Origin of the sequence: Desulfatibacillum aliphaticivorans DSM 15576 (assembly GCF_000429905.1) — a bacterium.
Classification (GTDB): domain Bacteria; phylum Desulfobacterota; class Desulfobacteria; order Desulfobacterales; family Desulfatibacillaceae; genus Desulfatibacillum; species Desulfatibacillum aliphaticivorans.
The window spans coordinates 117,278-139,871 of record NZ_AUCT01000010.1 but is presented as its reverse complement, the minus strand read 5'-3'; the positions used below and the strand labels follow the sequence as shown (position 1 = coordinate 139,871).

The following is a 22,594-nucleotide window of genomic DNA, read 5'->3' as shown; positions in this document are numbered from 1 at the left end:
TCCATCACTGGTTAGCTGTTTTTCTCCGGTTCACCTTTTCATAGGCCGATTTCATAGCTTTGGTGAGCTCATCTATGTCAATGGGCTTTTCCAGGTAGGCGAAAGCGCCCAGCTTCATGCACCGCTCCTCATCTTCCTGGGAGCCGTGTCCGGTCAAAATAATCACCTCCACATAGGGATGGCTTTCCTTGACCTCCTGCAGCACCTGGTATCCGTCCACTTCAGGCATATTGAGATCCAACACCATGACATCCGGGATTTCCCTATTTACTTGATCCAAGGCCTGCTGACCGTCATAAGCCACATTAGCCCCGAAGTCACGCATTTTCAAGCGATCCCGCAGATTTTCCACAAACTCCCGCTCGTCATCCACCAGCAGGACCCGGGACAGGCTCTTGAGCTCTTCTTCGCTCAGGGAAACGCTCTTACCCAGTTTCACCACCGTGGTCAGGGGGCAGTCCTTCTCGTCCGAACCCCTGTGGGCGCGGGCGTGAATGGCTTCCAAAGCCTGCACCTGGAGCGGATAGAAGTTTTCCTTGCCGATGTGCTCGTACAGGTGCGTCCTGTGAAGGGAGGCTTTGACGCTGTCCTTCATGCCCGAGAAGGACACTTCCACGCCGCCGCTGCGCAACCGGCTCACCAGCAGGGACAGGGCTTCCTCGCCCGAGGCGTCGATTTCGTTGATGCCGTTGGCCACAATAAGGATTTCCCGCAATTCCGGCATGCTGTTCCTGCGCTCGGTCACCTGGTCTTCCAGGTAGCTGGCGTTGGCGAAGAACAAGGGGCCGTCAAAGCGGATCACGGCGATGTGCTTGCACTCCTTTAAACCGAAATGGGCTGCATCCTGCAGGCTGTGGTCCGGATGCAGGGCCAGGGTGGCGACCTTGGGCCGCATGCTCTTGTAAAGGAACACGCCGATGGACAGCACCACGCCCACCATGATGCCCTTATCCAGATGCGGTGCAAAAGCCAGGGTGGCCACAAAGGAGATGACGGAGATAATGCCGTCGTAAGGCTGGGCTTTCCAGGCGTGCACAAAGCCGTGCACGTTGACCAGGCCGATAACCGCCATCATGATGACTGCAGCCAGAACCGCCTGGGGGAGGAAATACAACAGCGGCGTGAAAAACAGCAGGGTGATGACAACAGCCAAAGACGTAATGACCGAGGACAGCCCGGTGGCGGCCCCGGCCTGCAAGTTGACCGCCGATCGCGAGAACGATCCGGAAACCGGATAACTCCTCCCGAACGCGCCTAAAATGTTGCCCAAGCCCTGGCCGATAAGCTCCTGGTTGGGATCCAGGCGCTGGCCCGTTTTTGCGGCCATGGCCTTGGCGATGGAGATGGCCTCCATAAAGCCCAACAAAGAGATGATGATTGCATAGGGCAAAAACTTCAAGAATGTGCTGACGCTCAACTGGGGAATGCCGATTTTGGGAAGCCCCTTGGGAATGGTGCCCACAATGTCGCCGCCGCCGGCCACCGTGATGCTCTCCGTGTCCAAAGGCTTGTTGCCCACTTTAACCCGCCAGATGTTGCCGTCGCCTGGCTGCTCCTTGGTTTTGGGAATAAAAGCCACGGACCCGTTTTCCCGGGTTACCTTGGCCAGGTGCATGTCCCGAATGGCTTTTCGAGCCTCCCCTATGGAGAGCTTGCTTTCTTCAATTTCAAGGTTCAGCAGGGAGTTTTCATGCTGAAGCACCAAATACTCTTTGGAATGAACTCCGTATTCATGTTTGATTTCAGCCAGTTTGCCGCCCAACTCCGTACGCGCCTCACCCAGCTTGACATTCTCTTCCAAACCGTGGTTGAAAGCCGTCACCTGCTCCTGAATTTCCTGAGGCAGTTCGTTTATGGGCGCCTTATAGTCGTTGTTGAATCCTGTTGCAAAGGACAGCACCGTGGTAAATGCAACAGCTACCAGCACGTTGGGGATTTTCGGGTTCCATTTTCGAAGCCCGTACATAATGCCGAAGGCCAGGGCCCCCATAAACAGCGTGTACCAATGTATGTAGGATGTGGCCGCCACGATTACCCGGATGATCGTCTCGTAATGGTGCTCCGCCTTATCCACATATACGCCGAACAGCTTGGATAGCTGGGATGTGGCGATGATGATGGCTGCGGCGTTGGTGAAGCCGTTGACCACCGGGTGCGACAGAAAATTGACTACTAGCCCCAATCGCAGCACGCCCAGCAGAAACTGGAAGATACCCACAATCAGGGCGAGCACGATCGCGTATTCGATATATTGCACGCTCCCCGCCGTGGCGAATGACTCCAACGTCGCCGCCGTCATGAGCGAAACCACAGCCACAGGGCCCGTGGCCAACTGCAGACTGGAGCCGAACATGGCGGCTACCATGGGAGGTAGAAACGCCGCGTACAATCCGTAATAAGGCGGCAGACCCGCCAATTGGGCGTACGCCATGGATTGCGGAATGAGAACCAACGCCACAGTAATACCGGAAATGGCATCCGCCCTGAATTTGGACGCGTCATAGTTCTTGAACCAACTCAAGAAGGGTAGAAAATTGATACGCATGAAAGACTGCCCCCGCCATAATTAGGTTTGTTGCGGTCCATAAAGACCTAACTGGTTAATATTTTTTAAGTTATTTCCTTAGTTAAGGGCGTGAAAAGCGCCCGCCCCCGAGCTTGGGATTCTTTTCACAAGCGTATATATATGTTGGACCAAGTTTAAAAGTCAAGCGTCAATTCCATTGGCGTCAAGCCCCCCTAAATACGGGGTGTGAACATGGAACCCTTTTTGCATATTGTTTCTTGAAGAAAATTGAGCGCCGCTAAAAATAGACAACCCTGGGGAAGTTATGAACATTCTTTTTGTCGATGATGAACAGCCCATTCTCGATATGGTGCGGGAGTATTTTTCCAGCAAGGATCACGATGTTTTTCTTGCCCACAACGGCAAGGAAGCCATGGAGATCATCAAAAGCCGGAGGATAGAATGCTGCTTTACCGATCTGAACATGCCGGGCATGACCGGGATGGAATTGGCCCACGAAATTCAAAACCATGACAACACCATCCCGGTTATCGTGATGACAGGATATCCAAGTTTGGACGCAGCCATCAGCACCCTGAAAAGCGGGGTGGTGGATTTTCTCATCAAACCCATTCAGTTGCGTCAGATGGAAATCGTTATGCAAACGGTCATGAACCGCAGCGCTATGGTTCAGGAAAACGTCATGTTGAAAAAGGAGATCAAAGGCAAGGCGCAACTGGAAAGGATTCACCGGGAGCTTAAGGAAAAAGCCCATGATTTGAAGATGTTGAATGAAATTATTGAGACGCTGGAATCGGCGGGGTCGGTGAAGGAGATCTTTGAAAAAACCATCTCTCTGGCCCTGTTGATATCGGAATTCGATGCAGCCTATCTCTTCTTGACCATAGGCGCCGATCAGAAGCCCGCCTGCGCATTAAAAAGAGGCAACCCGAAAAATATGACAGGCCCGGGCCAGGTGGGGAAATTGCAGGACGCGCAGGAGGAGTTGATCTCCTGGCTGGAAAATACGTCTTTTGACTCTCTGCCCGCCGCCCTATCCGGAGTCAAGGCGAATACGCATGAAATGGGCTTGGTCAGGTCCATTGCTGCGGCCCCTATCTCCTTGAGCAACCGCCCTTTCGGCGTGCTTGTCGCGGTTAGTTTTTCCCATGATAATACCCTTTCGGCGCAGGTTATATCGCGGTTGGCTTTTGCGGCCGAGAAAGCCGGAATGTCGGTGGAGAACCTGGGGCTTTACGAAAACATATACGAAAATCTTTTTTCCACCTTGTTCGCCTTTGTGGAAACCCTGGAAGCCAGGGACGCATACACCCGCATGCACTCCCTGCGGGTCACCGCCATCGCGGAATTGCTGGCCCAGGAACTGGATCTGCCCGAGGAGGCGCAGGCGGTCATTCAGGTCGCCGGCAATCTCCATGATATCGGAAAGATAGGGATATCAGACAGCATCCTGCTAAAACCGGGAAAGCTGAACAAGGACGAGTTTGAGGAAATCAAAAGGCATCCGGATATCGGGGCCAACATCATCGGATACATGGGGTTGTGGGATCTGGAAAAGGAGATTGTCCGCAATCACCACGAAAAATTTGACGGCAGCGGATACCCCAATGGGCTGGCAGGGGAGGAAATTCCCTTTTTGGCGCGCATCCTGGCGGTGGCTGACGTCTTTGACGCCGTGACCACCAACAGGGCCTACCGCAGGCGTTTGCCCGAGGAAGTTTGCCTGAACATCATCCGTGAAGGCTCGGGAAACCATTTTGACCCCAAGGTGGTGGATGCATTTTTTTCGTTGTATAACAAGGGCGTTATCCAGAAAAGGGTTGAGGAGCTGCAGCCAAATTCAACTGGCCGGATTCCCTTGTTCCCAGCCCAAAAAACCAAAGAGGGGGCTCCGTAATTCCTCCTTGCCGCCCCCTTTATGAGGCGCCGCTACTCAGGTTTTGGCGTGCTCTCAGAAATCGAATTGCCGCTGAATTTTTAATGATCGAAATATTTGCTATCCATTTTGGGGCTTGGCGTCCCAAACTTCCAGCAAATACCCTTTGTCCTCCTCAAATATGGCGGCCTGCTCCTCCACCACCTGTTCGGCCTGACTGGAGTTCATTTTTTTGGTCTGATTGATAAATGAGGCCACCCTGCCCAGGTATAAGGGCGTGACCAATCCCACAAGCTGATCCCGGTTGCCGCCCCAATGGTGGAAAGCCGCAGCGGTTTCGTACAAAACCCGAACCCAGGTTTTGACCGGCATACGGAATTTGGTGGGGGACATGGTTGAGCATTTTTTCAGTTCTTCATAGCATTCGGGGCAGAATATTTCCTGATACAGGCTTTTGAATCTCCGAAATCCCATGCGGTATTCCTGGACAAGCCTTTTCAGGTTCACCGTGATGGGCTCGGGCTCCAAAAACTCTTCCAGGCCGAAAACGGGTACGGTCCTGCTTCCCTGGATGGACTTCCATTCGTCTTCGTACTCCTCCATGAGGCGGAACAGGGTGTATATCACCTGTTTGAACATGGGGCCTAAGGACTCGGACGGGTCCTTGGCGTCGTGAACCTTGACGCCCAGATTGGCCTGGCATATCTTGAAATTATTGGTGATTGCGTTGGTGGTCATCCAGATGTCGATGCCGTACCGGGCCACGTCGGAGGTCCACACGTCCTGGTCCATGTAGTAGTTCGCCAGGGCGCCGGAAAAGGCGAAATCCCCTCCGATGGGCTGGCGAATCCGGAGCCCGTATAAAGAACGGGTCAGGTTGTAAACGATATTGTTGGTGATGGTTCCGTCGTATTTGTAGCGCGAATAGATGGGGCAGACGTATTGGTAGTCTTTTTCCAGGACCGGCTCCAGGAGGTATTTCACCCAGTCGCTGGTGATGGAGCGCAGGTCCGAATCCACCACCATGCATGTTCTGACCTGGAGCCGCGAGGCAGCCTCGAATATGGAGCGGAAGGCCGATCCCTTGCCCCCGGGGCCGCGATATATGGAGACGATTTTTTCCTGCCAGGGCTTGATTTCAAATTCTTTGGCCGACTCCCGCGTATCGTCCGTGGATCCGCCGTCCGCAATCATGACAACCGACTTCAAGTCCTTGTAATGCTTAAAAAGGCCGTGGCTTACCATTTGGATGACATGGGCGATGGTTTCCTGGTTGTTGTAGCAGGGTATGCCCACCAGGATGTCGGCTTTTTCGATTTCCTCCACCCTCTTGGAGGTATAGGCCCGCAATCCGGTATTGTAACGCATGATCGGCCTCCTTTGTCTTATAATCTTCTCGCTCTTACAGCCCTTTCAAAGATGGAATAATACTGTTCCGCCGCCATGTCCCAAGTAAACACGCCGGCGCTGGCCATGGCTTTCGCGGTCAGGGCGCTCCACGCTTTTCTGTTTTTGTAGTACCTGCCCGCCCTATCCATGGCGTTGGCGAAGGCGCCGGGAGAAAAAGCGTCAAAGGTGAACCCGTTGCCCTTGCCCGCAAAGGCTTTAATGTCCCGGACCGTGTCGGCCAACCCGCCGGTGGCTCTGGCCACGGGAATGGTTCCGTACTGAAGGGCGTACATCTGCGTCAGGCCGCATGGCTCGTAAAGGGACGGCACGCACAGCATGTCCGCCCCTGCCATAATCCGGTGCGCCAGGGGCTCGTTAAAGGCTTCTTCAAACCGGAACCGGCCGGGATAGGCCTGGGCCAGCCTGCGCAGGTCCCGGGCGTAGGATTCCTCGCCGTTGCCCAACAGGATGAATCCCATGCCGTTTTCCACGATTTCGGGCACGGCGCCGATAACCAGTTCAATCCCCTTTTGGCTGAACAGCCGGGTGACCATGCCCGCCACAGGGGCGTTCATGAGCTTCTGGTCCATGCCCATTTCGTCCAGGAGGGCTTTTTTGCACTTTCCTTTGCCCGCCATGTCCGCTGTGCTGTAATTGCATGGAATGTGCTTGTCCGTTTCAGGACTCCAGACCTGAAAATCCACGCCGTTCAGGATTCCGGCAAGGTCCTGGCTGCGCTTTCGCATGAGCCCGTCCAGGCCGGCGCCTTGCTCGGTAGTCTGGATTTCACGGGAATAGGTGGGGCTGACCGTCACCAGCTTGTTGGCGTAGGCGATTCCCGCCTTAAGCAGGCTCAACTGCCCGTAAAACTCCATGCCCTCATAGGACAGGTACGTATTGGAAAGCCCCAGCATGGAAGCGTCTTCGGGGGGGACGTATCCCAGATACCCTATGTTGTGAATGACGAAAACGCTGGCCGTTTGAGGCATGTGGCCCTGGTCCATAAGCGCGGGAATCAGGCCGGTCTGCCAGTCGTTGGCCAGGATGACGTCCGGGATGTACCGGGACGCGCTGCACAGGGCCGGAATGCTCTTTGAAAAGAATATGTAGCGCTTATGGTTGTCCATAAACAGGCCGTCATTGTCTCCGTATACGCCATGCCGTCCAAACAGGGATTCGTTGCAGACCATGTAAGCCTCCACGCCCGGCGCAGGCTCAACTTTGCGAAGGTCGGCCGTCATGTTGAAATATCCCATGGAGACCCGGACGTTTTCCGTAATCAGTTCGGCGCCGGGGCAGCTCTCCAGCACATGCCCGTATCCGGGAATGGCGACCTTCACTTCACACCCCAGAGCGTCCAAAGCCGGGGCCAGACCAGCCATCGCGTCTCCCAGGCCGCCTTCCTTTGCTATGGGGCTTAGTTCGGATGAAACAATAAGCACTTTCATTTAAAAAACATTTCCGTTTAAGGGGTTTATGGATTAATCAGGGGACATTGTAGCGTCCGGCGGCATTTATGGTCAAGATTCGCATTTTGCATGGGCGAAAGCCGCCCGCCCGGATGACTTTTCAGCCGCCGCCTTCCAGGGGAACGCTCGCGGCTTCCATTTTTCAAAGTGCGCAAAGACGCCGCCATGCGGCCTTTTGTTGTTTTCTCATTATACCGGGCTGCCATCGCATCCGTTTGTTGACATGGAATGCTATTGCACTTAAGTTTAGTCACTAACACTTATTATTTGCACGTGCAGTCTTTTTTTATCTCTTTTTGGAAATTATGGTTGGGAGGGCATTATGGCAGTGATCACAATAAGCAAGGAATACGGAACCCACAGCAATGAACTCGCCAAAAAACTGGCGGAAAAACTGGGGTATGACCAAGTGGGAAAGGGCTTGCTGGCGGACATTGCCAGGGAGTTGAATATTTCGGAAAACGAGGCTGAGGTGTTCAGCAAGGCCTCCAGTTCCCGCGTGCTCCGGTTCGTCGACAAATATACGTGCTCCATCGTGCAAAAAGTGGTGGACCGCGAACACGGCTGCCTGGACGATGACAATTATTACAACGTCACCAAAAAACTGGTGGAAGACCTATACAACGAAGGCAATGTGGTCATCCTTGGATGGGGCGGACAATGCATCCTTAAAGGCAGGGACAATGTTTTGCACGTGCGCCTGACCAAAGACATGGGCCTTAAGGTCCGGGAAGTCATGGAAAAGCAAAAGCTGGATGAAGATGCAGCGAGAAAATACGTGGAAAAGGAAGAAAACGACCTGAAAGCCTACATCAGGCAATATTACAAAGAAGACTGGAACGACGCACGGTTGTACGACCTGGTTATCGATATGGGCAAGAACACGGTTGATCAGGCGGTTCAGGCCATTTGCGACAGCGTGAAGGGCAAGGGGTATATGGACTAAAATGCGAACGGCCGTGCAACCTGATCGTTGCACGGCCGTTATGTGCTGTCGGAGATCCCCTGCAATGAACTGCACGGGATGTGTTCTTTTTGTTCGGATTAAACCATTTTTCAGCCTTCCGCCTTGCGCCGCCGGACCCATTTTTCCGTTTCAACCACCAGATAGATCAACAGGCTGTTGGCGAATACCATCCCCCACTCGGCCCAGCCCATAGGCGCGCTTTGAAAGATGCTGTTCATGAACGGAGCGTAGGTGAAGAGCAATTGCAGCGCGGTCATGATCCCGACCCCCGCCCAGAGAAACATGTTGCTAAAGAGCCCCAGAGTCCAAACCGGCCGGGTAATGGATCGGCAGTTGAACAGGTAGAACATCTCTCCAAATACAAAAACATTGACAGCCAGGGTGCGGGCCAGGCTTTCATCCCCTCCCATCAAAGCGACTTCCAGCTTGAACAACCCAAAGGCGCCCAAAACAAGCAGGAGGCTGACCAGCACGATGCGCTCGATCAAGGTGCGGGTGAGGATTGGTTCGGACGGATCCCGGGGCATTCGCTGCATGATGCCTTCCTCCTTGGGTTCGAAGGCCAGCATCAGCCCCAGCAAAAGCGCCGTGGTCATGTTGATCCACAGGATTTGCAGGGGCAGAATCGGCAGCGCGGTTCCAAGCAGTATCGCGATCAAAATGACCAATCCTTCGCCCCCGTTCGTGGGCAGGGTCCAGGTTATGAATTTGACCAGGTTGTCAAAAACCCCCCGGCCTTCCTCCACGGCGGCCTTGATGGTGGCGAAATTGTCATCGGTCAGAATCATGTCGGAGGATTCCTTGGAAACCTCCGTGCCCGTGATTCCCATGGCCACCCCGATGTTAGCCTGGCGCAGAGCCGGAGCATCGTTTACGCCGTCTCCGGTCATGGCCACAACGTTGTCTCTTTTCTGAAGGGCTTCCACCAGCCTGAGTTTCTGCTCCGGGGACACCCGGGCGAAAACCGCCGTGCTGTCAGCCTGCTCCACTAACTCCTGGTCGTCCAGAGCGGCGATATCCTTGCCGGTCAGCACCTCCCGGGTGTGGTAGGAGCAGGTTTCTCCGCACAAACCCATTTGCTGGGCAATGGCCGCTGCAGTGCCAGCGTGATCGCCCGTAATCATCTTGACGCGAATGCCGGCGGCCTGGCAGGCTTCCACGGCGTCCATGGCCTCGGGGCGGGGCGGATCGATCATGCCCTGAAGGCCCATGAACTCCAAACCCTGCTCCAGGTCGGCATGCGTGATTTCCGTGGTGTCAGGCGATACTTCCTTGCGGGCGAAAGCCAGTACGCGCAAACCTTTTTCCGCCATGGATTCCACCCATTGGGTAATGGCTCCGGCCTTGGGGACGTCCGGCTCCCCGTCGGGGCCGTAAATCACGCTGCACTCCACACAGATGCTTTCTATGGAGCCTTTGACGTATATGATGCGGGGCTTGCCCTCGCCCTGATCGTGAAGCGAGGCCATGTACTGCCTTTCCGACTCAAACGGGATCGTGTCCAGCCGGGGGAAGTCAGAGGTCAACTGCTGCACGCTGTATCCGGCTTTCATGGCGGAGGTCAGCAAGGCGCCTTCCGTGGGATCGCCTTCCACGCGCCATCCCTCTTCGGCTTTTTTTACCGTCGAATCATTGCAAAGGACGCCGGCTTTGAGCAATTCCTGCAACGAAAGGTTGGCCTCGAGGTCGAAATTCCCCTCTTCATCCCGGATTTCCCCCTCGGGGGCGTATCCCACTCCTGTCAGACTGTAGCGAATCCCCCCGGCCACGATATCCTGGACGGTCATTTGATTTTGCGTCAGGGTTCCGGTTTTATCCGAGCAGATGACCATGGTGGAACCCAGAGTCTCCACGGCAGGCAGTTTTCTGATAATGGCGTTCCGCTTGGCCATGCGGGACACCCCGATGGCCAGCGTAATGGTGATGGCCGCCGGCAGCCCTTCCGGGATGGCGCCCACGGCCAAAGCCACGGAGGCCATGAACATCTCCACCAGGTCCTGGCCCCGGATAAAGCCGATAATGAAGGTAGCCACGGCCATGGCAAGGATGGCATACAGGAGAATATTAGAAAAATGGTGGATTTTCTGGGTCAATGGGGTTTCCAGGATGTCCGCCGAGGCAATCAACTCATTGATGCGCCCGATTTCCGTCCGATCCCCGGTGGAGACCACCACCCCCTGCCCGGCCCCATAGGTGACCAGGGTGGAGGAAAAGGCCATGTTGTAGCGGTCGCCTATGACCATGTCCTCGTCCAAAACCGTTTCGGCTTTTTGCACCGGCACGCTTTCTCCGGTCAAAGCGCTTTCATCCACCTGCAGTTCGCGCGATTTGATCAGGCGCATGTCCGCGGGCGCCTTATCCCCTGATTGCAGCAGAACAATGTCTCCGGGAACCAGCTTGCTGGAATTGACCCTTTGCCTTTCTCCGTCGCGGAGCACCGTAGCCTCGCTGACCATGGCTTTGGCCAGGGCTTCGATTGCTTTTAACGCCTTGGATTCCTGTACAAACCCTATGATGGCGTTTACCAGGACCACGCCGAAAATAACAATGGAGTCCACATACTCCTGAAGCAACAGGGTTATGGCTGTGGCCGCGAGCAGGATGATGACCAGCGGCTGCTTAAACTGCAATAAAAAACGAATCAACGGCCCCTGACCCTTTTTTTGGGTCAGTTCGTTGGGGCCAAAAGCCTCTAACCGACGAGCAGCCTCCTGGTTCGATAAACCCTTTGCAGGGTCGGATTCCAAAACATTCAGCACCTCCTCTGACTTGAGGCTATGCCACACTTTTTCCGGCAGGCTATCCATATTTATCTCCATTCGCGTAATTGATCATAGAAGAGTGTGGGTCGTTGGATGCACCCGTCCTTTACCTTAGTTCAAAACGATGACTAACCCTTAATTTTTTAATGGAATAATTATGGGGTATCCGTGCGGCTAAGTCAATGTTTAGCGGCGCCGGTCATGGCGTTTCCGCAGGCGCCCAAGCCCGTTCCATTGACAGGAACCCAGTTGTTTGGATAAAGAAAACAGCTTTTTTACTAAAAAAATAGATTGGAACGCAAGCAAAGAACGCTTGCCAATTGCGCCTGGCAAATGCAGAGACCTGCTGCAGGTCTTGGCAACAGGGCGAACTTTTTGATCTTGGCTTGAAGCGCCTCATTTAAAAGCCCCTCCCGGTTTACCGCGTCTGGCTTGAGGCAAACTGTTTGGGGCGATAAATGAAGCATCCGGCGCATTAGGAATACTTAACTCCGCCTTTTCAGCGGTAAGGGCGAATTGCAATGATGACTACAGCCCCCGGCGCTCCGGGACGTAGGCCTCTTCAATCTCCCCTTCATTCCATTCCTTGGACACGTATAAATTGCAATAACAGCTTCCGAACTCCTGCACGTCCGGCTCCCTGTACTTGCAAGGACAAATGATGTCCTTGTCCGCGTCCTTGTCATTGGCGGCCAGCCTGCAGGGGCAGCACATGTATCCGTAGCGTTCCTTGTTCTCCAGCAGGCCTTCCAGGAGCTCCATCACCAGGGCTTTGTCCTTGTTAAAGAAATATCCCTTGGGCTCCTGCAGCTTTCTCAATTTTTCGTAAAGCTCTTCCGCGTTCATTTACCCAGGGCCTCCCTGATTTCGTTTTCCTTGAATCCTACGATGACGGTGTCGCCGATGACCAGGGTGGGAAAGGAAAGCCTGGGATTGCACTTCTTGACCTCTGCGATGGTTTCCTCCCTCTCCTCGCCTTCCAGGAGGTCCACGTCGGTGCTTTTGTATTCCACGTCGCATTCTTTCAGCAGCGCTTTCGTCCGTTTGCAGTGACCGCAAGTGCTTAACGTATAGAGCATGATGTCCGCCATAAATACCTCCTAAATTAAAGGGTTCTGAAATAATATAGGGATTTCGGTCCGCCTTGTCAAAAAACCGGTGAACGCCCTGTAAAAAAGGCTTATTTTATTTGTCTGTGGAGGTTTTTCGCCAGGGCCAGCGCCTGCTGCTTGTTCTTCACCTGACCAGCATCCTGGGCCGCGGTGACGGCTTTCAGAACCTTGCCTAACCCGGGGCCTTTGGGGAGGCCGATCTCCAAAAGATCGTTTCCGTTGATGAGCAAGGGCCGGGCCAGGGCGCCCTTGGCTTCGGCGAAATACTCGCGAACCATTTCCATGAGATGCTTTTCGCGCCGGCTGCGCTCCGTTTCGGTGCACATTCTTCCCTGTTTGGAGAGATTGTCGGCCATGGCCAGGACCGCGCAGGCCACGGAGAAATCCCCCATCTTTCGGTACCAGGCCATGCGGGTTTTGTGCTTTACAACGGGCTGGGCCAGTTGCTCCACGTGGCGATGTTCGGAAACCAGGAGGCACACAAAGTCCATGTCCTTGTTGGTCAGGCGCAGCCTGCCGAGGGCTTTTCGGGCCAGGGCCTCGCCTTTTTTTGCGTGTCCGAAAAAGGTGGTGCGGCCTTTGGCTTCGTCGTATCGCCCCGTATAGGGCTTGCCGATGTCGTGGAGCAGGGCCGAGATTTTTAGCATGGGGACTGTGCGGCCGGCCTCCAGGCATTCCCGCACTTGGGGCGCATACTCCCCAAACAAGGCGTCCAGACCGCCCAGAACGCCCTCCAGGGCCTCGTAAACGTCCAGACTATGCTCCCAGACGTTGTGGTGGTGAAACCCGTCTTGCTGGCAGGCCTCCATGGGGGCTATGTCCGGGAATATGGGCAAAAGAACCCCGGCCTTCCACATTTTGCGAACCACGGAATAGCTGTTTTCCGCCTCAAAAGCGGTAATCAGTTCGTGGGTGATCCGCTCGGCTGCGGTTTTCTCCAGTTGAGGGGCGAGCTCCCTGCAATCCGCCAGGGTTTTTTCCTCTATCTCAAAACCCAGTTGCGAGGCGAACCGGAAGGCCCGCAAAATGCGTAATGGATCGTCCTCCAGGTTTTTGCGTCCTAAAGAACGAATGATTTGCTTCTTGATGTCGTCCAGGCCGTTGAAGGGATCCAGGATCGCCCCCATGGGATCCTGGGGAAACCCGTTTTCCAGGTCAAGGGCCATGGCGTTGATGGTAAAATCGCGGTCTGCAAGGTCGGAATGGATGTCTGGCCCGCGAAATCGGACCACGTCCAGGAAGTCTGTGGGGTCGCTTCTGTTTACAACCCGGAAGCAAGGCGCGTTGGGATCCTTTTCCATGGGGACAAAGGCTGCGTTGTTTGCTTGCGCCAGCTTTTGGGCCAGCTCCCTGGCGTTGGGGCATGCCAGGTCAATGTCTTTCATGGGACGCCCCAGGACAAAGTCCCGAACCGAGCCTCCCACTAAATAAAGGGGGGCTCCAGCCCCCCCTGATTTAAACCAGCTTGTCAGTTTTTGTTTCAGCATGCCTTTACAGGTCTATGCAGACTTCCAGGATGTTTTTCTCGTCTTCCCGTCTGTATTGCATGGCGTTCATCATGTTGCGAACAAAGTGGATGCCCAGGCCTTCCTCCATCAACTCGTCCGCGTCCGCAGAGTGGCTGGCCCAGGGCAGGGACAACGGATTAAACGGCGCCCCGTCGTCTTCCAGGACAATGCTGACTTCATCCTCGTCCAGCCCAATGGAGACGGCAATCTCATGCGTGCCTTCGTCCTCATAACCATGCGTGATGACGTTGGTGAGCATTTCTTCCAGGATGAGGTCCACCCCGTAAACGATTTTCGGATCCAGATTGAGCGGTTCCAGGAATTCGTTGGCGGCCTTCGAGACTTTGGCCAACTCGCCTAAATCATTTTTGATTTTACAGTTGAACTTTTCGGACACTTGAGCCTCCTCGCAGTCACGGGGATATTCATTAACAGATGCTTTTTGTATACACGTTTTCCTATCTCATTTCCACCCTAAAGGCGAGCCCGGAAATTTGAGGCCCAGGTTTTGTATTTCCGGCAGGTTGCGCACCCCCGCCGGCGGCAGAAGGCCCAGGCGGAGGCGGTCCAACCAGGACGTTCACTTGTCAGCGGTTGTATAGAAAATTTAAATTCTTAAGATGGATTCTATCGATGAAATCAGTTTGACTTATGGCGGGAATGGCAATAATCCCACTAGTCCAAATAGACGGGTCTTAAAAAACATGCCGCGTTTTATAGCCTGAAGGGATAGACCCGCATTCAAACGGCAGGCGCCACACACACTGATTGATTAGTCCATGGCTCGTTTATTTATAAATGGAGAGGCTGGTTTTCCCCGCCGGCTTGTTTATCCTATCAACGCCCTTCCTTCCGTCCGGACCGTCGAAGCGGGAATTCAGGAAATCCTGTGGGATGCAGACCTTAAATTCGAGGCGCTGAAACGGTATTACCAAAACCTGGACGCCGACGTCCTGTTTTATTTCAGCGACATTGTCATTCAAGCGGAGGCGATGGGGGCTGAAATTGCTTTTTCCAATGGCGGAATGCCGGCGGTGAAGTCTCCGGCCAGGTCCATTGAAGTTCCAAAACCGGGCCATGTCGTCCGGATGCAGATAAACGCCCGGGTTGTGTCCCGGATGCAACAGGAGTTTTCCGGCAAGTTTATAGCGGCGCCCGTATTTGGGCCGTTCACCGTAGCCGGCCAGGTAGTGGGCGAGGAAGCCCTGCTTCGGATGCTCATTGACGACAGGGCCGCGGTCATGGATCTTTTGGAACAGGCCTTGGAACTCGCCGGGAATTATACGCAATTCCTGTTGGACGCGGGCGCCAATGTCGTTTCCGTCGCAGATCCTTTATCCGCCCTGATTCCGCCGGATCAATTCTGGGAGTACGCAGGGGATTTTCTGCAACGGCTTTTTGATCCTTTCAACGCCCTTCCAACCATTCTTCACATATGCGGAGACACCGGCCAGGTCGTGGACCAAATGGTCAAGACCGGAGTCGGCGGGGTCAGCTTTGACAATTGCATGGATCTTCTGGCCTTTGAGGACCAGATCCCGGATGACGTCTCCATTATTGGAAACATCGACCCTGTAGGCATCGTGGAAAGGGGCTCTTTGGAGGACATTGCCTCCGAGACCGCGGATCTTGTTTCCATGATGGCCCTGAAGAAGAACTTCGTCTTGAGTACGGGCTGCGCCGTGCCTTTTTCCGCTTCCCTTGAAAATGTGCGCCATTTTGTGGAGACGGGCAGGCGCCGTTTCAGCGAGCTTGAACCGGCCGTTCCCCAATTATCGGCGATCAGCGCGCATGTTTTTTCCGCCAAGGCCGAGGAGGCCGTAAACGGCGTGAAGTCAGCCCTTGAGCGGGGCGTAGAGCCTTTGGTCATAGTCACCAGCGGCCTCACAAGGGCTGTTCGCAAGGGGAGCGCCCTATACGAGGCCAAAAAGTGCTTCTTGCCTTCCCTCTTGCTGATGGTGGACGCCTTTTACGAGGGCTTCCGCCTTTTGGAGGACAGGCTGCACAACGGGGGCGCCGAAAAAACGGATGTCATCCTTGGCACGGTCAAGGGGGATATTCATGAAATCGGCAAAAATCTGGTTCGCATCTTTTTTGAAATATACGGCTATCAGGTGGTTGATCTGGGCGTGGATGTGAGCGCCGAGGCGTTTTTAGAATCTTACAGCGAGCATCGGCCTAAATTGATTGGCCTTTCTGCGTTCACAACAAAATCCAAAGAGGAAATGGGCAAAATTATAAACGAATTGCGTCAAAAGGGAAAAATCGACGCTCAAGTGATTGTGGGAGGCGCCGCCTTAAATGAAAGCGCGGCTCAATTGCTGGGAGCGGACGGATACGCCCCGGACGCAGTCAGGGCGGTGGGGCTCGCAAAAGGGCTGCTTCGTCCAAAAAAGAGCGGGCCGCAGCCGTCTTAAAGGCCCGAAAGGCAGTTTAAGGGAGCGTAACCAAGCAATTGCAGGGGGGCGCAATATCTTGTTTTTATTGATTCATGAAGAGGAGGCTTCAAATGATAAGAAGGTTGGCTTTAATTGCTTTGATTTGCATATCGATTCCTTGCGCGGCCATGGCCGAGGGGGCGAAATTCGGGATTGTTCTGCCCCTTTCAGGGCCTTACGCCGCCATGGCGCAGGACATGAAAAACGGCGCCATGCTGGCCACCGAGCAAGTCAATCAGGCCGGAGGCGTTTTGGGGGGCCAGGCCGATTTGATCGTCAAGGATTCGCAGCTTAAGGCGGACATCGCCCTTCGCCGGGTCAAGGAAATGGTGGAGGAGGAGCATCTCACCGTCATCGGCGGGAACCTGTCCGGCGCCATTTCTCTGGTTATTAATGAATATGCCTGTAAAAACAATCTCTTGTATATGTCTTATTGCTACAACAGCCTGCCTGTGGGCAAGGAGTTTTGCGGCAAAGGCTTTACTTCCGCGGTGATTCCCTACCAAAACCCCGACGCCCTGGCGACTTACGCTTTCAAGAATCTGGGCAAAACCTGGATGTCTTTGTCCGCCGACTATCGCGGCTTCCACGACATGATGGCCAGTTGGATGTACAACAGCGACCAGCTTGGCGGGGAGTTCAAGGGCAATATCTATCATCCGCTGGGAACGCGGGACTTTTCCAGCTACATTCCCCGCATATTGGCGGAAAGCCCGGACATCCTGGTCCTGAACAACTACGGGGCCGACCAGATAGCCGCCATCAAACAGTTTTCCCAACTGGGCCTGACCAAAAAGATGAAAATCGTCATCAGCAAGACCCATTTGCACATCGCCAAAGAATGCGGCAAGGCCTATGATAACAACGTTTACGGCGGCGCAACCTATTACTGGAACATGAAGGCTGCCAGCGAGGAAAACAAACAATTCGTGGAGGCTTTTACGGCCAAATACGGCGCGCCTCCTTCCGGGGACGCCGAGGCCGCCTATGTGGGAACCAAAGCCGTCTGGCAGGCCATTGCCAAAACCGGGGCTGCTGACAACGTGGATGCGCTTATCGACACACTGACCAGCATGACCATTCAAACGCCCAAGGGGAGCGAACAGTTCCGGGCTTGCGACCACGCGCGCCAGCAATCCATTCTGGTGTTAAGAGGCCGCGGCGACCAGTCCAAGGATTGGGACGTTTTTGAAGTTGTGCAGGAAGTTCCCTCTGAGGAAACCCTGCAATCCTGTGAAAACAACAAAAACAATCTGCCTTACGGAAAGGTTCCCATTCCCACCAAGTAGCGGCGGCAGGGGAGTTTTTCCATATAAGAAAAGGTTTTAATCATGGAAAGGCGGCTTTGCCGAAAGAGCCGCCTTTCCTTTTAGCATCGATTGCGAGGCGCGTATTCTGGATATCGACCTGAACCTCATCATCATGCACGTCCTTTTAGGCCTGGCCCTGGGCGCCATCTACATCCTGCTGGCGGCCGGGTTGACCATCGTCTACGGGCTTCTGGACGTTGTAAACTTCGCTCACGGCGTTTTTTACATGCTGGGCGCCTACGCCGTTTTTTTGGTCATATCCCTGACAGGCAGCTTTTGGATAGGCCTGGCCAGTGCGGCGATCATCACCGGGTTGATCGGGGCCCTGGCCGAAGTGTTTTTATTGCGCCCCTTGTACGAAAAGCACCAACTATACCCCTTGCTCTTAACCTTTGGATTTTCAGTCGCCGTCCCCGACCTGATGAAGGTCGTATTCGGTTTGATCGGAAAAACCGTGGATTATCCCGAGGCGCTGAGCGGCTTTATTTTGCTGGGAAACATCCCCTTCCCCAAGTACCGATTGTTTATCATCGTCCTCACGGCCGTGGTCATGACAAGCCTTTGGCTTTTCCTGAAAAAAAGCGACCTGGGCATGGTTATGAGGGCGGCGACCTTGAACAGCCGGATGGTTGAGGCGCTGGGAATTGACGTGTCCGGAATCTGGACCGTGGGATTCAGCATCGGCGTCGGCCTGGCTGCATTGGGAGGCGCGGTGGCGGCGCCCATGGTTTCCGCCAGCCCGGACATGGGCGTGGAAATTACCGTGGAGAGCTTTGTCGTGGTGGTGCTGGGAGGCTTGGGCAGCCTGGCGGGAGCCGTGACGGGCGGGCTGATTATCGGTCAGGTGGTCAGCTTTGTTTCGCTGTTCGCCGGTCAATACTCCAAGGTGGCCATCTTTATAGTCATGTTTATTGTGCTCCTGGTAAGGCCGCGGGGGCTTTTCGGAGAAGCCGGGAGACATTGAGCGGGTTATGGAAGACAAACTGGAAAATCCATATAGCATGAAAAACGTGTGGGCGATCCTGCTGGTTCTGGCGCCCATGCCCCTGGTTTTATCCACTCCCCTGGCTACGGAAATCCTCATTTACGCTATCTTCGCCATGGGCTTCAATCTCGCCTTGGGCCATACCGGCATTCTTTCCTTTGGACACGCAGCCTATTTCGGCCTGGGATGCTATATCACCGGAATGGCCTTGCGGTATCTGGAGTTGGGCGTGTTCCCCGCCCTCCTACTGGGAACGGTTGCGGCTGGCTTGGCTGCTCTGGCTCTGGCCGCCCTGGCGGTGAAAAGGCAGGGCGTCTATTTTGCCATGATCTCCCTGGCGTTTTCCCAAATGCTGTATTTTCTGGCCCTTTCGCCCCTTAAAGGCCTGACAGGCGGTGAGGACGGCCTGAAGTTCATCCCAAAGCTGGCCATTGAGTTCCCTGTAACCATGGACTTAAGCCGGCCTTGGTCCGCGTATTGGTTCACATTGCTTTTTTTTGCATTGGCTTTGTTCGCCATGCGCCAAGTGTTGAACTCGCCCATGGGCCGGCTGCTTCCCGCCGTTCGGGAAAACGAAGCCCGGGTCAAGTCTTTAGGCTTTCCTTCACACGCCTTAAAAATAATGTCCATGGCGATTTCCGGCCTTTTTTGCGGCCTGGCCGGAGGGCTGTTAACCGTGTACCTGGGCTATGTCCCCTTATCCACCTTGCACTGGTTCACCTCCGGCTCGATCATGATGATGACCATTTTGGGAGGCATGCAAAGTTTTTCCGGGCCTATCGTGGGAGTCCTCGTCTTTCTGTGCCTGCAGGATGTAACCGGTAATTTTACGGAGCGCTGGGAGCTGTTTTCGGGGACCCTTTTTATGGCGCTGATTCTGCTTTTTCCTCAGGGCGTTGCAGGGTCGATCAAGGAGCGCTTTCAGCACCGCATGACGCCGACGATCCCGGAGCGGCAAGCATGATTATCCAGGCGGAAAAACTGACCAAGAAATTCGGCGGACTTACGGCCGTGGATCAGGTGGATTTTTCCTTGGCCGTGGGAGAATTCAAGTCCATCATCGGCCCGAACGGGGCCGGTAAAACCACCCTGTTCAACCTGATAGCAGGGGCCGAATCCCCGGACGGGGGACGCATTCTTTTTCAGGGCGAAGAGATTACAAGCCTGCCCCAGGAGCGCATTGTCCGCAAGGGGATCGTCAAGACGTACCAGACCTCCCAGTTTTTCCCTTCATTGTCGGTGTTGCAGAATTTAAGCATCGCCGCCCAGCCTCCAGGCTCATGGCGTTTACTTTGGACCGGAAAAGGCTTTGCTCAAAAAACGCTCACGCAGGCAAAAACCGTATTAAAGCAAGTCGGCCTTGAAAACGCCGCAGACAGCCCGGCGGAAGCCCTGTCCCACGGGGAAAGGCGCTATTTGGACTTGGGGTTGGCTTTGGCGACCCAGCCAAAGGTGTTGCTCCTGGACGAGCCGACCGCGGGCATGAGTCCCACGGAAACCCGCCAGGCAGCAAGGCTTATAAAACGCCTCGCCCATGAATTTAGCCTCTCCGTGATCCTGGTGGAGCACGACATGGACGTGGTTATGGAAGTTTCGGACAGGGTGCTGGTCATGAACGAAGGACGGATTTTTGCGGAAGGCGAGCCCCGGGAAATCCGACAAAATTCCGACGTGCAAAGGATCTACCTTGGAAAGGGGAGGGCGGCGTGCTGATAGTCGACAAGGTTCAGGTCTGTTACGGAAAAAGCCCGGCGGTGCAGGATGTCTCGCTGCGCGTGGCGCCCGGGGAAACCGTGCTGCTTCTTGGCAGGAACGGCGCCGGCAAAAGCACTTTGCTGAAAAGCATTATGGGGTTGGAGCCTCCCTGTTCCGGCCGCATAATCTTCCAAGATCGTCCGATTACAGGCTCGTCCCCCTGCAAAATCGCCCGGCAGGGCATATGCTATATTCCCGAGGACAGGCAGGTTTTCAGCAATCTTTCGGTCCTGGAAAACCTGGAAATGGGCATGCTGGCCCATAAGAAAAAATTGAATCGCCATGAAAGCCTTGAACGGGTTTTTGACTATTTTCCCAGACTCAAGGAAAGACTGGGGCAGCAAGCCGGCAGCCTTTCGGGCGGCGAGCAGCAGATGCTTGCCATAGCCCGCGGTCTGGTGTCCAAGCCCCAATTGATGCTGGTGGATGAACCTACGGAAGGATTGATGCCGATTCTGGTGGACGAGACGGCCGGCATCCTGCGCAGGCTCAGGCAGGACGGCGTGACCATTCTATTGGTGGAGCAGAATTATTCCATGGCCATGAGCCTGGGGGAAGATTTGAACGTGTATTTTATGGAAAAAGGCAGAATCCTGAAACACGGCGCCGTTAAAGAATTCCAAGCAGGCTTTGACGACCCGGAGCAGTGGATGAAGATGTAACTGCCGGGCGAGGCGGCATGGCGCTTTGCCTGGACCGCCGATGAGGATGGGTAGCCCCGGCAGAGCAGTATCCTGCCGGGGTGCGAAGCACTCGTATTTCAAACCATGCAGCGATGGAAGCCAAAGGAGTCGGGATAATATCTCTGCTATTTAAACATATAGATTTCGAATAGTTCCATATGCATTCCCACTCACAGCATGGGAACGAGATCTCGATGAGGACCATCCGCCCGCCAGCCTTGCCTAATTCCTTCAAGCACTCCAGGCCGCACCTTTTGTTGCTAAAGCAACCCAGGCAAAAAAAGCCTTGCCTGGGCCACCCAAAAACAAGGGGCGCAGCCATGAAAATCACGCAAACCCAGGCGCTTCCTTGCTCATGGCGGCGATTTGGTCCAGAAGATCCAGGCGTTTTTCATCGTCCGCCTCAAAGAAGTTGACCACGCCCAAGAATTTCCAGACCTTTTTGCCGAAGGACAGCACCTTTTGCATATGGGGCGGGACTCCGTTTCCCGAATAAGGATTGGGCCCCAAGGATTCCAGGCTGGCGGCGACCTTTTCCAGTTCCGCGGGGATTCGCTCCATTTGCCCTACGGTGGAAAAGGTATAGGTCAGGCCCGTGAGCATGGAGTTGTCGCTGCCGTTGAACTTGGTGCGGTAATCCTTTTTATAGATGACCAGGGGCTTTTGCACGGCGAAGGCTATGCCGGTTTCCACCACGCCGCCTTCGTCCGGGGTTCTGCCGTTCATATTAAAAACCAGGTAATCGCAGCCTTCAATGATTTGATACACGTCCACGGAGAATATGGCCCGGTTTACGAATTTATTGATGCGCCGGAACATTTTGTTGGTCACCCTGGGATCGTTGGCCAGGCCCATGACGTATTTTTCCAGGCCGTCCCGTTGGGGCAGGAAGGTGTCGTATCCCGCCTTTTCCAAAACGTCTGCAATCGCTTTCATCCCCCACTGCTCTTCGGGGCAGAACAACGGCCCGGAGCAGTACACCCTCTTTTTTGAATGCTTCATGCCAACCTTTCTGAATTATCATCGTTGCTATAATTGGTCGTAAAGGCGCTTAATCTCCTCTTTGCCGTGCGTTCGTTCCAGGCGCCTGACCGTGAAATGCCCCTTGGCCATGCATTGGAAATGGTCCATGAAAAGCGTATTAACCAGGCTTCCGCCCGCGGCGCCAATGATGGGAATGGCCGAGGCGGCGGCTTTTTCGGAGACGACTATGCCGAACCGGGAGGCTATGGTTGAAATAAGACGCACCAAGGCCGGAGCGGTCCCGTCCACAGCCCCCTTTCTGGCAAGATATTCCACCGCCTCCCCCACGGTCCGGGACAAAGCCGTCCGCACGGCGTAATATCCGGTTTCCCCGGCGTCGTCGTCTTTGTTGGGGCCTCCCAAGGCGAAAACCTCCAGGCCGGCCGCCAGAGTGGAGGGAGACCTAATATTTTCGCCGTTTTCCCGGGCGATATCCATGATGGAGCGAAACATGATGACCGTGGAAATGGGCAGCTCTATGGATAGGGCGGCCAGGCCGAATGCGCCGCCGGCGGCTCCGGAGGCGGCTGCGGCCGCTTTATGAAAAAAATTGGACGCCTTGGGCTGTGAATCCTGATTCATGGTCATGACCGCGGCGCCCACGGCTTTTTCCAAAGCCGTCTTGGTGGCGATTTTCACCGCGCCCCCCATTTTTTTCGGCAGCATATTAAAGCCTTGCTCGATGGGAGCGCCAAGGGCGTTGGTCAACTTGACCGCCAGGCCGGGATTTTCCAGCAGGCGTTTGGCTTCTTTAAGCTCTTTCAGTTCCTTTTCGTTAAGGCCCATAAGG

At 54.7% G+C, this 22,594-nt stretch carries 18 protein-coding genes; 8 read left to right on the top strand and 10 right to left on the bottom strand.

Annotated elements, in window-relative coordinates; genetic code table 11:
* Positions 1 to 4 precede the first annotated feature (4 nt).
* Complete coding sequence (locus G491_RS0111565; RefSeq protein WP_028314719.1) at positions 5 to 2,545, bottom strand: SulP family inorganic anion transporter; 2,541 nt, start codon at positions 2,543 to 2,545, stop codon at positions 5 to 7.
* A 286-nt stretch (positions 2,546 to 2,831) separates the two neighbouring features.
* Between G491_RS0111565 and G491_RS33795 the strand changes: the two genes are divergently transcribed.
* Entirely contained in the window at positions 2,832 to 4,424 is a 1,593-nt protein-coding gene (locus G491_RS33795) for an HD domain-containing phosphohydrolase (RefSeq protein ID WP_051327197.1), read from the top strand.
* A gap of 99 nt (positions 4,425 to 4,523) precedes the next feature.
* On the opposite strand, the gene G491_RS0111555 is transcribed toward G491_RS33795, so the two are convergent.
* The gene (locus G491_RS0111555) at positions 4,524 to 5,771 is read right to left on the bottom strand and encodes a glycosyltransferase (protein ID WP_015947688.1); all 1,248 of its coding nucleotides are present in this window, start codon (positions 5,769 to 5,771) and stop codon (positions 4,524 to 4,526) included.
* 17 nt (positions 5,772 to 5,788) lie between these two features.
* The gene (gene glgA / locus G491_RS0111550) at positions 5,789 to 7,240 is read right to left on the bottom strand and encodes a glycogen synthase GlgA (RefSeq protein WP_028314718.1); all 1,452 of its coding nucleotides are present in this window, start codon (positions 7,238 to 7,240) and stop codon (positions 5,789 to 5,791) included.
* 343 nt (positions 7,241 to 7,583) lie between these two features.
* Between glgA and G491_RS0111545 the strand changes: the two genes are divergently transcribed.
* Positions 7,584 to 8,207: a cytidylate kinase-like family protein gene (locus G491_RS0111545; RefSeq protein WP_028314717.1), complete on the top strand. Its 624-nt coding sequence runs from the start codon at positions 7,584 to 7,586 to the stop codon at positions 8,205 to 8,207.
* Between the two features lie 110 nt (positions 8,208 to 8,317).
* Here the strand turns inward: G491_RS0111545 and G491_RS0111540 are convergent, their stop codons facing one another.
* The 5 genes from G491_RS0111540 to G491_RS0111520 all read right to left on the bottom strand — a co-directional run bounded on the left by G491_RS0111540 (position 8,318) and on the right by G491_RS0111520 (position 14,007).
* Positions 8,318 to 11,035, bottom strand: a complete 2,718-nt coding sequence (locus G491_RS0111540) for a cation-transporting P-type ATPase (protein WP_028314716.1) — start codon at positions 11,033 to 11,035, stop codon at positions 8,318 to 8,320.
* Positions 11,036 to 11,518: 483 nt separating this feature from the next.
* Positions 11,519 to 11,836 carry a ferredoxin-thioredoxin reductase catalytic domain-containing protein gene (locus G491_RS0111535; protein ID WP_015947683.1) on the bottom strand — a complete coding sequence of 106 codons (318 nt, stop codon included), beginning with the start codon at positions 11,834 to 11,836 and terminating at the stop codon, positions 11,519 to 11,521.
* Positions 11,833 to 12,081: a glutaredoxin family protein gene (locus G491_RS0111530; RefSeq protein WP_015947682.1), complete on the bottom strand. Its 249-nt coding sequence runs from the start codon at positions 12,079 to 12,081 to the stop codon at positions 11,833 to 11,835. Before G491_RS0111530 ends, G491_RS0111535 begins: the two co-directional genes overlap by 4 nt.
* An 89-nt stretch (positions 12,082 to 12,170) precedes the next feature.
* Positions 12,171 to 13,589, bottom strand: a complete 1,419-nt coding sequence (locus tag G491_RS33790) for a CCA tRNA nucleotidyltransferase (protein WP_028314715.1) — start codon at positions 13,587 to 13,589, stop codon at positions 12,171 to 12,173.
* A 4-nt stretch (positions 13,590 to 13,593) separates the two neighbouring features.
* Positions 13,594 to 14,007: an ATP-binding protein gene (locus G491_RS0111520; protein WP_028314714.1), complete on the bottom strand. Its 414-nt coding sequence runs from the start codon at positions 14,005 to 14,007 to the stop codon at positions 13,594 to 13,596.
* Positions 14,008 to 14,389: 382 nt separating this feature from the next.
* On the opposite strand from G491_RS0111520, the gene G491_RS33785 reads away from it, so the two are divergent.
* The 6 genes from G491_RS33785 (at position 14,390) to G491_RS0111490 (ending at position 20,760) form a co-directional block, all read left to right on the top strand.
* Entirely contained in the window at positions 14,390 to 16,027 is a 1,638-nt protein-coding gene (locus G491_RS33785; RefSeq protein ID WP_051327196.1) for a uroporphyrinogen decarboxylase family protein, read from the top strand.
* 92 nt (positions 16,028 to 16,119) lie between these two features.
* Positions 16,120 to 17,337: an ABC transporter substrate-binding protein gene (locus G491_RS0111510; RefSeq protein ID WP_028314713.1), complete on the top strand. Its 1,218-nt coding sequence runs from the start codon at positions 16,120 to 16,122 to the stop codon at positions 17,335 to 17,337.
* Positions 17,338 to 17,470: 133 nt separating this feature from the next.
* Positions 17,471 to 18,322, top strand: a complete 852-nt coding sequence (locus G491_RS0111505) for a branched-chain amino acid ABC transporter permease (protein WP_035218581.1) — start codon at positions 17,471 to 17,473, stop codon at positions 18,320 to 18,322.
* A gap of 7 nt (positions 18,323 to 18,329) precedes the next feature.
* On the top strand, positions 18,330 to 19,307 hold the full coding sequence (locus G491_RS30455; RefSeq protein ID WP_051327195.1) for a branched-chain amino acid ABC transporter permease: 978 nt from the start codon (positions 18,330 to 18,332) through the stop codon (positions 19,305 to 19,307).
* Positions 19,304 to 20,056, top strand: coding sequence for an ABC transporter ATP-binding protein (locus G491_RS0111495; protein ID WP_028314711.1), 753 nt, complete (start codon positions 19,304 to 19,306; stop codon positions 20,054 to 20,056). Before G491_RS30455 ends, G491_RS0111495 begins: the two co-directional genes overlap by 4 nt.
* A complete protein-coding gene (locus G491_RS0111490) occupies positions 20,050 to 20,760 on the top strand; it encodes an ABC transporter ATP-binding protein (RefSeq protein WP_028314710.1) in 711 nt (236 codons plus the stop codon). The genes G491_RS0111495 and G491_RS0111490 overlap by 7 nt, the downstream gene beginning before the upstream one ends.
* Positions 20,761 to 21,108: 348 nt before the next feature.
* Here the strand turns inward: G491_RS0111490 and G491_RS30450 are convergent, their stop codons facing one another.
* Positions 21,109 to 21,783, bottom strand: coding sequence for a nucleoside 2-deoxyribosyltransferase (locus tag G491_RS30450; RefSeq protein WP_084511486.1), 675 nt, complete (start codon positions 21,781 to 21,783; stop codon positions 21,109 to 21,111).
* A 27-nt stretch (positions 21,784 to 21,810) separates the two neighbouring features.
* Positions 21,811 to 22,590: an EcsC family protein gene (locus G491_RS0111480; protein ID WP_028314709.1), complete on the bottom strand. Its 780-nt coding sequence runs from the start codon at positions 22,588 to 22,590 to the stop codon at positions 21,811 to 21,813.
* Between the last annotated feature and the right edge of the window lie 4 nt (positions 22,591 to 22,594).

What these genes read in the sequence shown, in the direction of transcription:
- G491_RS0111480 (WP_028314709.1), bottom strand. Translation starts at nt 22,590, where the DNA reads ATGGGCCTTAACGAAAAGGAACTGAAAGAGCTTAAAGAAGCCAAACGC.
- G491_RS30455 (WP_051327195.1), top strand. Translation starts at nt 18,330, where the DNA reads ATGGAAGACAAACTGGAAAATCCATATAGCATGAAAAACGTGTGGGCG.
- G491_RS0111530 (WP_015947682.1), bottom strand. Translation starts at nt 12,081, where the DNA reads ATGGCGGACATCATGCTCTATACGTTAAGCACTTGCGGTCACTGCAAA.
- glgA (WP_028314718.1), bottom strand. Translation starts at nt 7,240, where the DNA reads ATGAAAGTGCTTATTGTTTCATCCGAACTAAGCCCCATAGCAAAGGAA.
- G491_RS33790 (WP_028314715.1), bottom strand. Translation starts at nt 13,589, where the DNA reads ATGCTGAAACAAAAACTGACAAGCTGGTTTAAATCAGGGGGGGCTGGA.
- G491_RS0111545 (WP_028314717.1), top strand. Translation starts at nt 7,584, where the DNA reads ATGGCAGTGATCACAATAAGCAAGGAATACGGAACCCACAGCAATGAA.
- G491_RS33795 (WP_051327197.1), top strand. Translation starts at nt 2,832, where the DNA reads ATGAACATTCTTTTTGTCGATGATGAACAGCCCATTCTCGATATGGTG.
- G491_RS0111495 (WP_028314711.1), top strand. Translation starts at nt 19,304, where the DNA reads ATGATTATCCAGGCGGAAAAACTGACCAAGAAATTCGGCGGACTTACG.
- G491_RS0111565 (WP_028314719.1), bottom strand. Translation starts at nt 2,545, where the DNA reads ATGCGTATCAATTTTCTACCCTTCTTGAGTTGGTTCAAGAACTATGAC.
- G491_RS0111540 (WP_028314716.1), bottom strand. Translation starts at nt 11,035, where the DNA reads ATGGATAGCCTGCCGGAAAAAGTGTGGCATAGCCTCAAGTCAGAGGAG.
- G491_RS33785 (WP_051327196.1), top strand. Translation starts at nt 14,390, where the DNA reads ATGGCTCGTTTATTTATAAATGGAGAGGCTGGTTTTCCCCGCCGGCTT.
- G491_RS30450 (WP_084511486.1), bottom strand. Translation starts at nt 21,783, where the DNA reads ATGAAGCATTCAAAAAAGAGGGTGTACTGCTCCGGGCCGTTGTTCTGC.
- G491_RS0111535 (WP_015947683.1), bottom strand. Translation starts at nt 11,836, where the DNA reads ATGAACGCGGAAGAGCTTTACGAAAAATTGAGAAAGCTGCAGGAGCCC.
- G491_RS0111505 (WP_035218581.1), top strand. Translation starts at nt 17,471, where the DNA reads ATGCACGTCCTTTTAGGCCTGGCCCTGGGCGCCATCTACATCCTGCTG.
- G491_RS0111555 (WP_015947688.1), bottom strand. Translation starts at nt 5,771, where the DNA reads ATGCGTTACAATACCGGATTGCGGGCCTATACCTCCAAGAGGGTGGAG.
- G491_RS0111510 (WP_028314713.1), top strand. Translation starts at nt 16,120, where the DNA reads ATGATAAGAAGGTTGGCTTTAATTGCTTTGATTTGCATATCGATTCCT.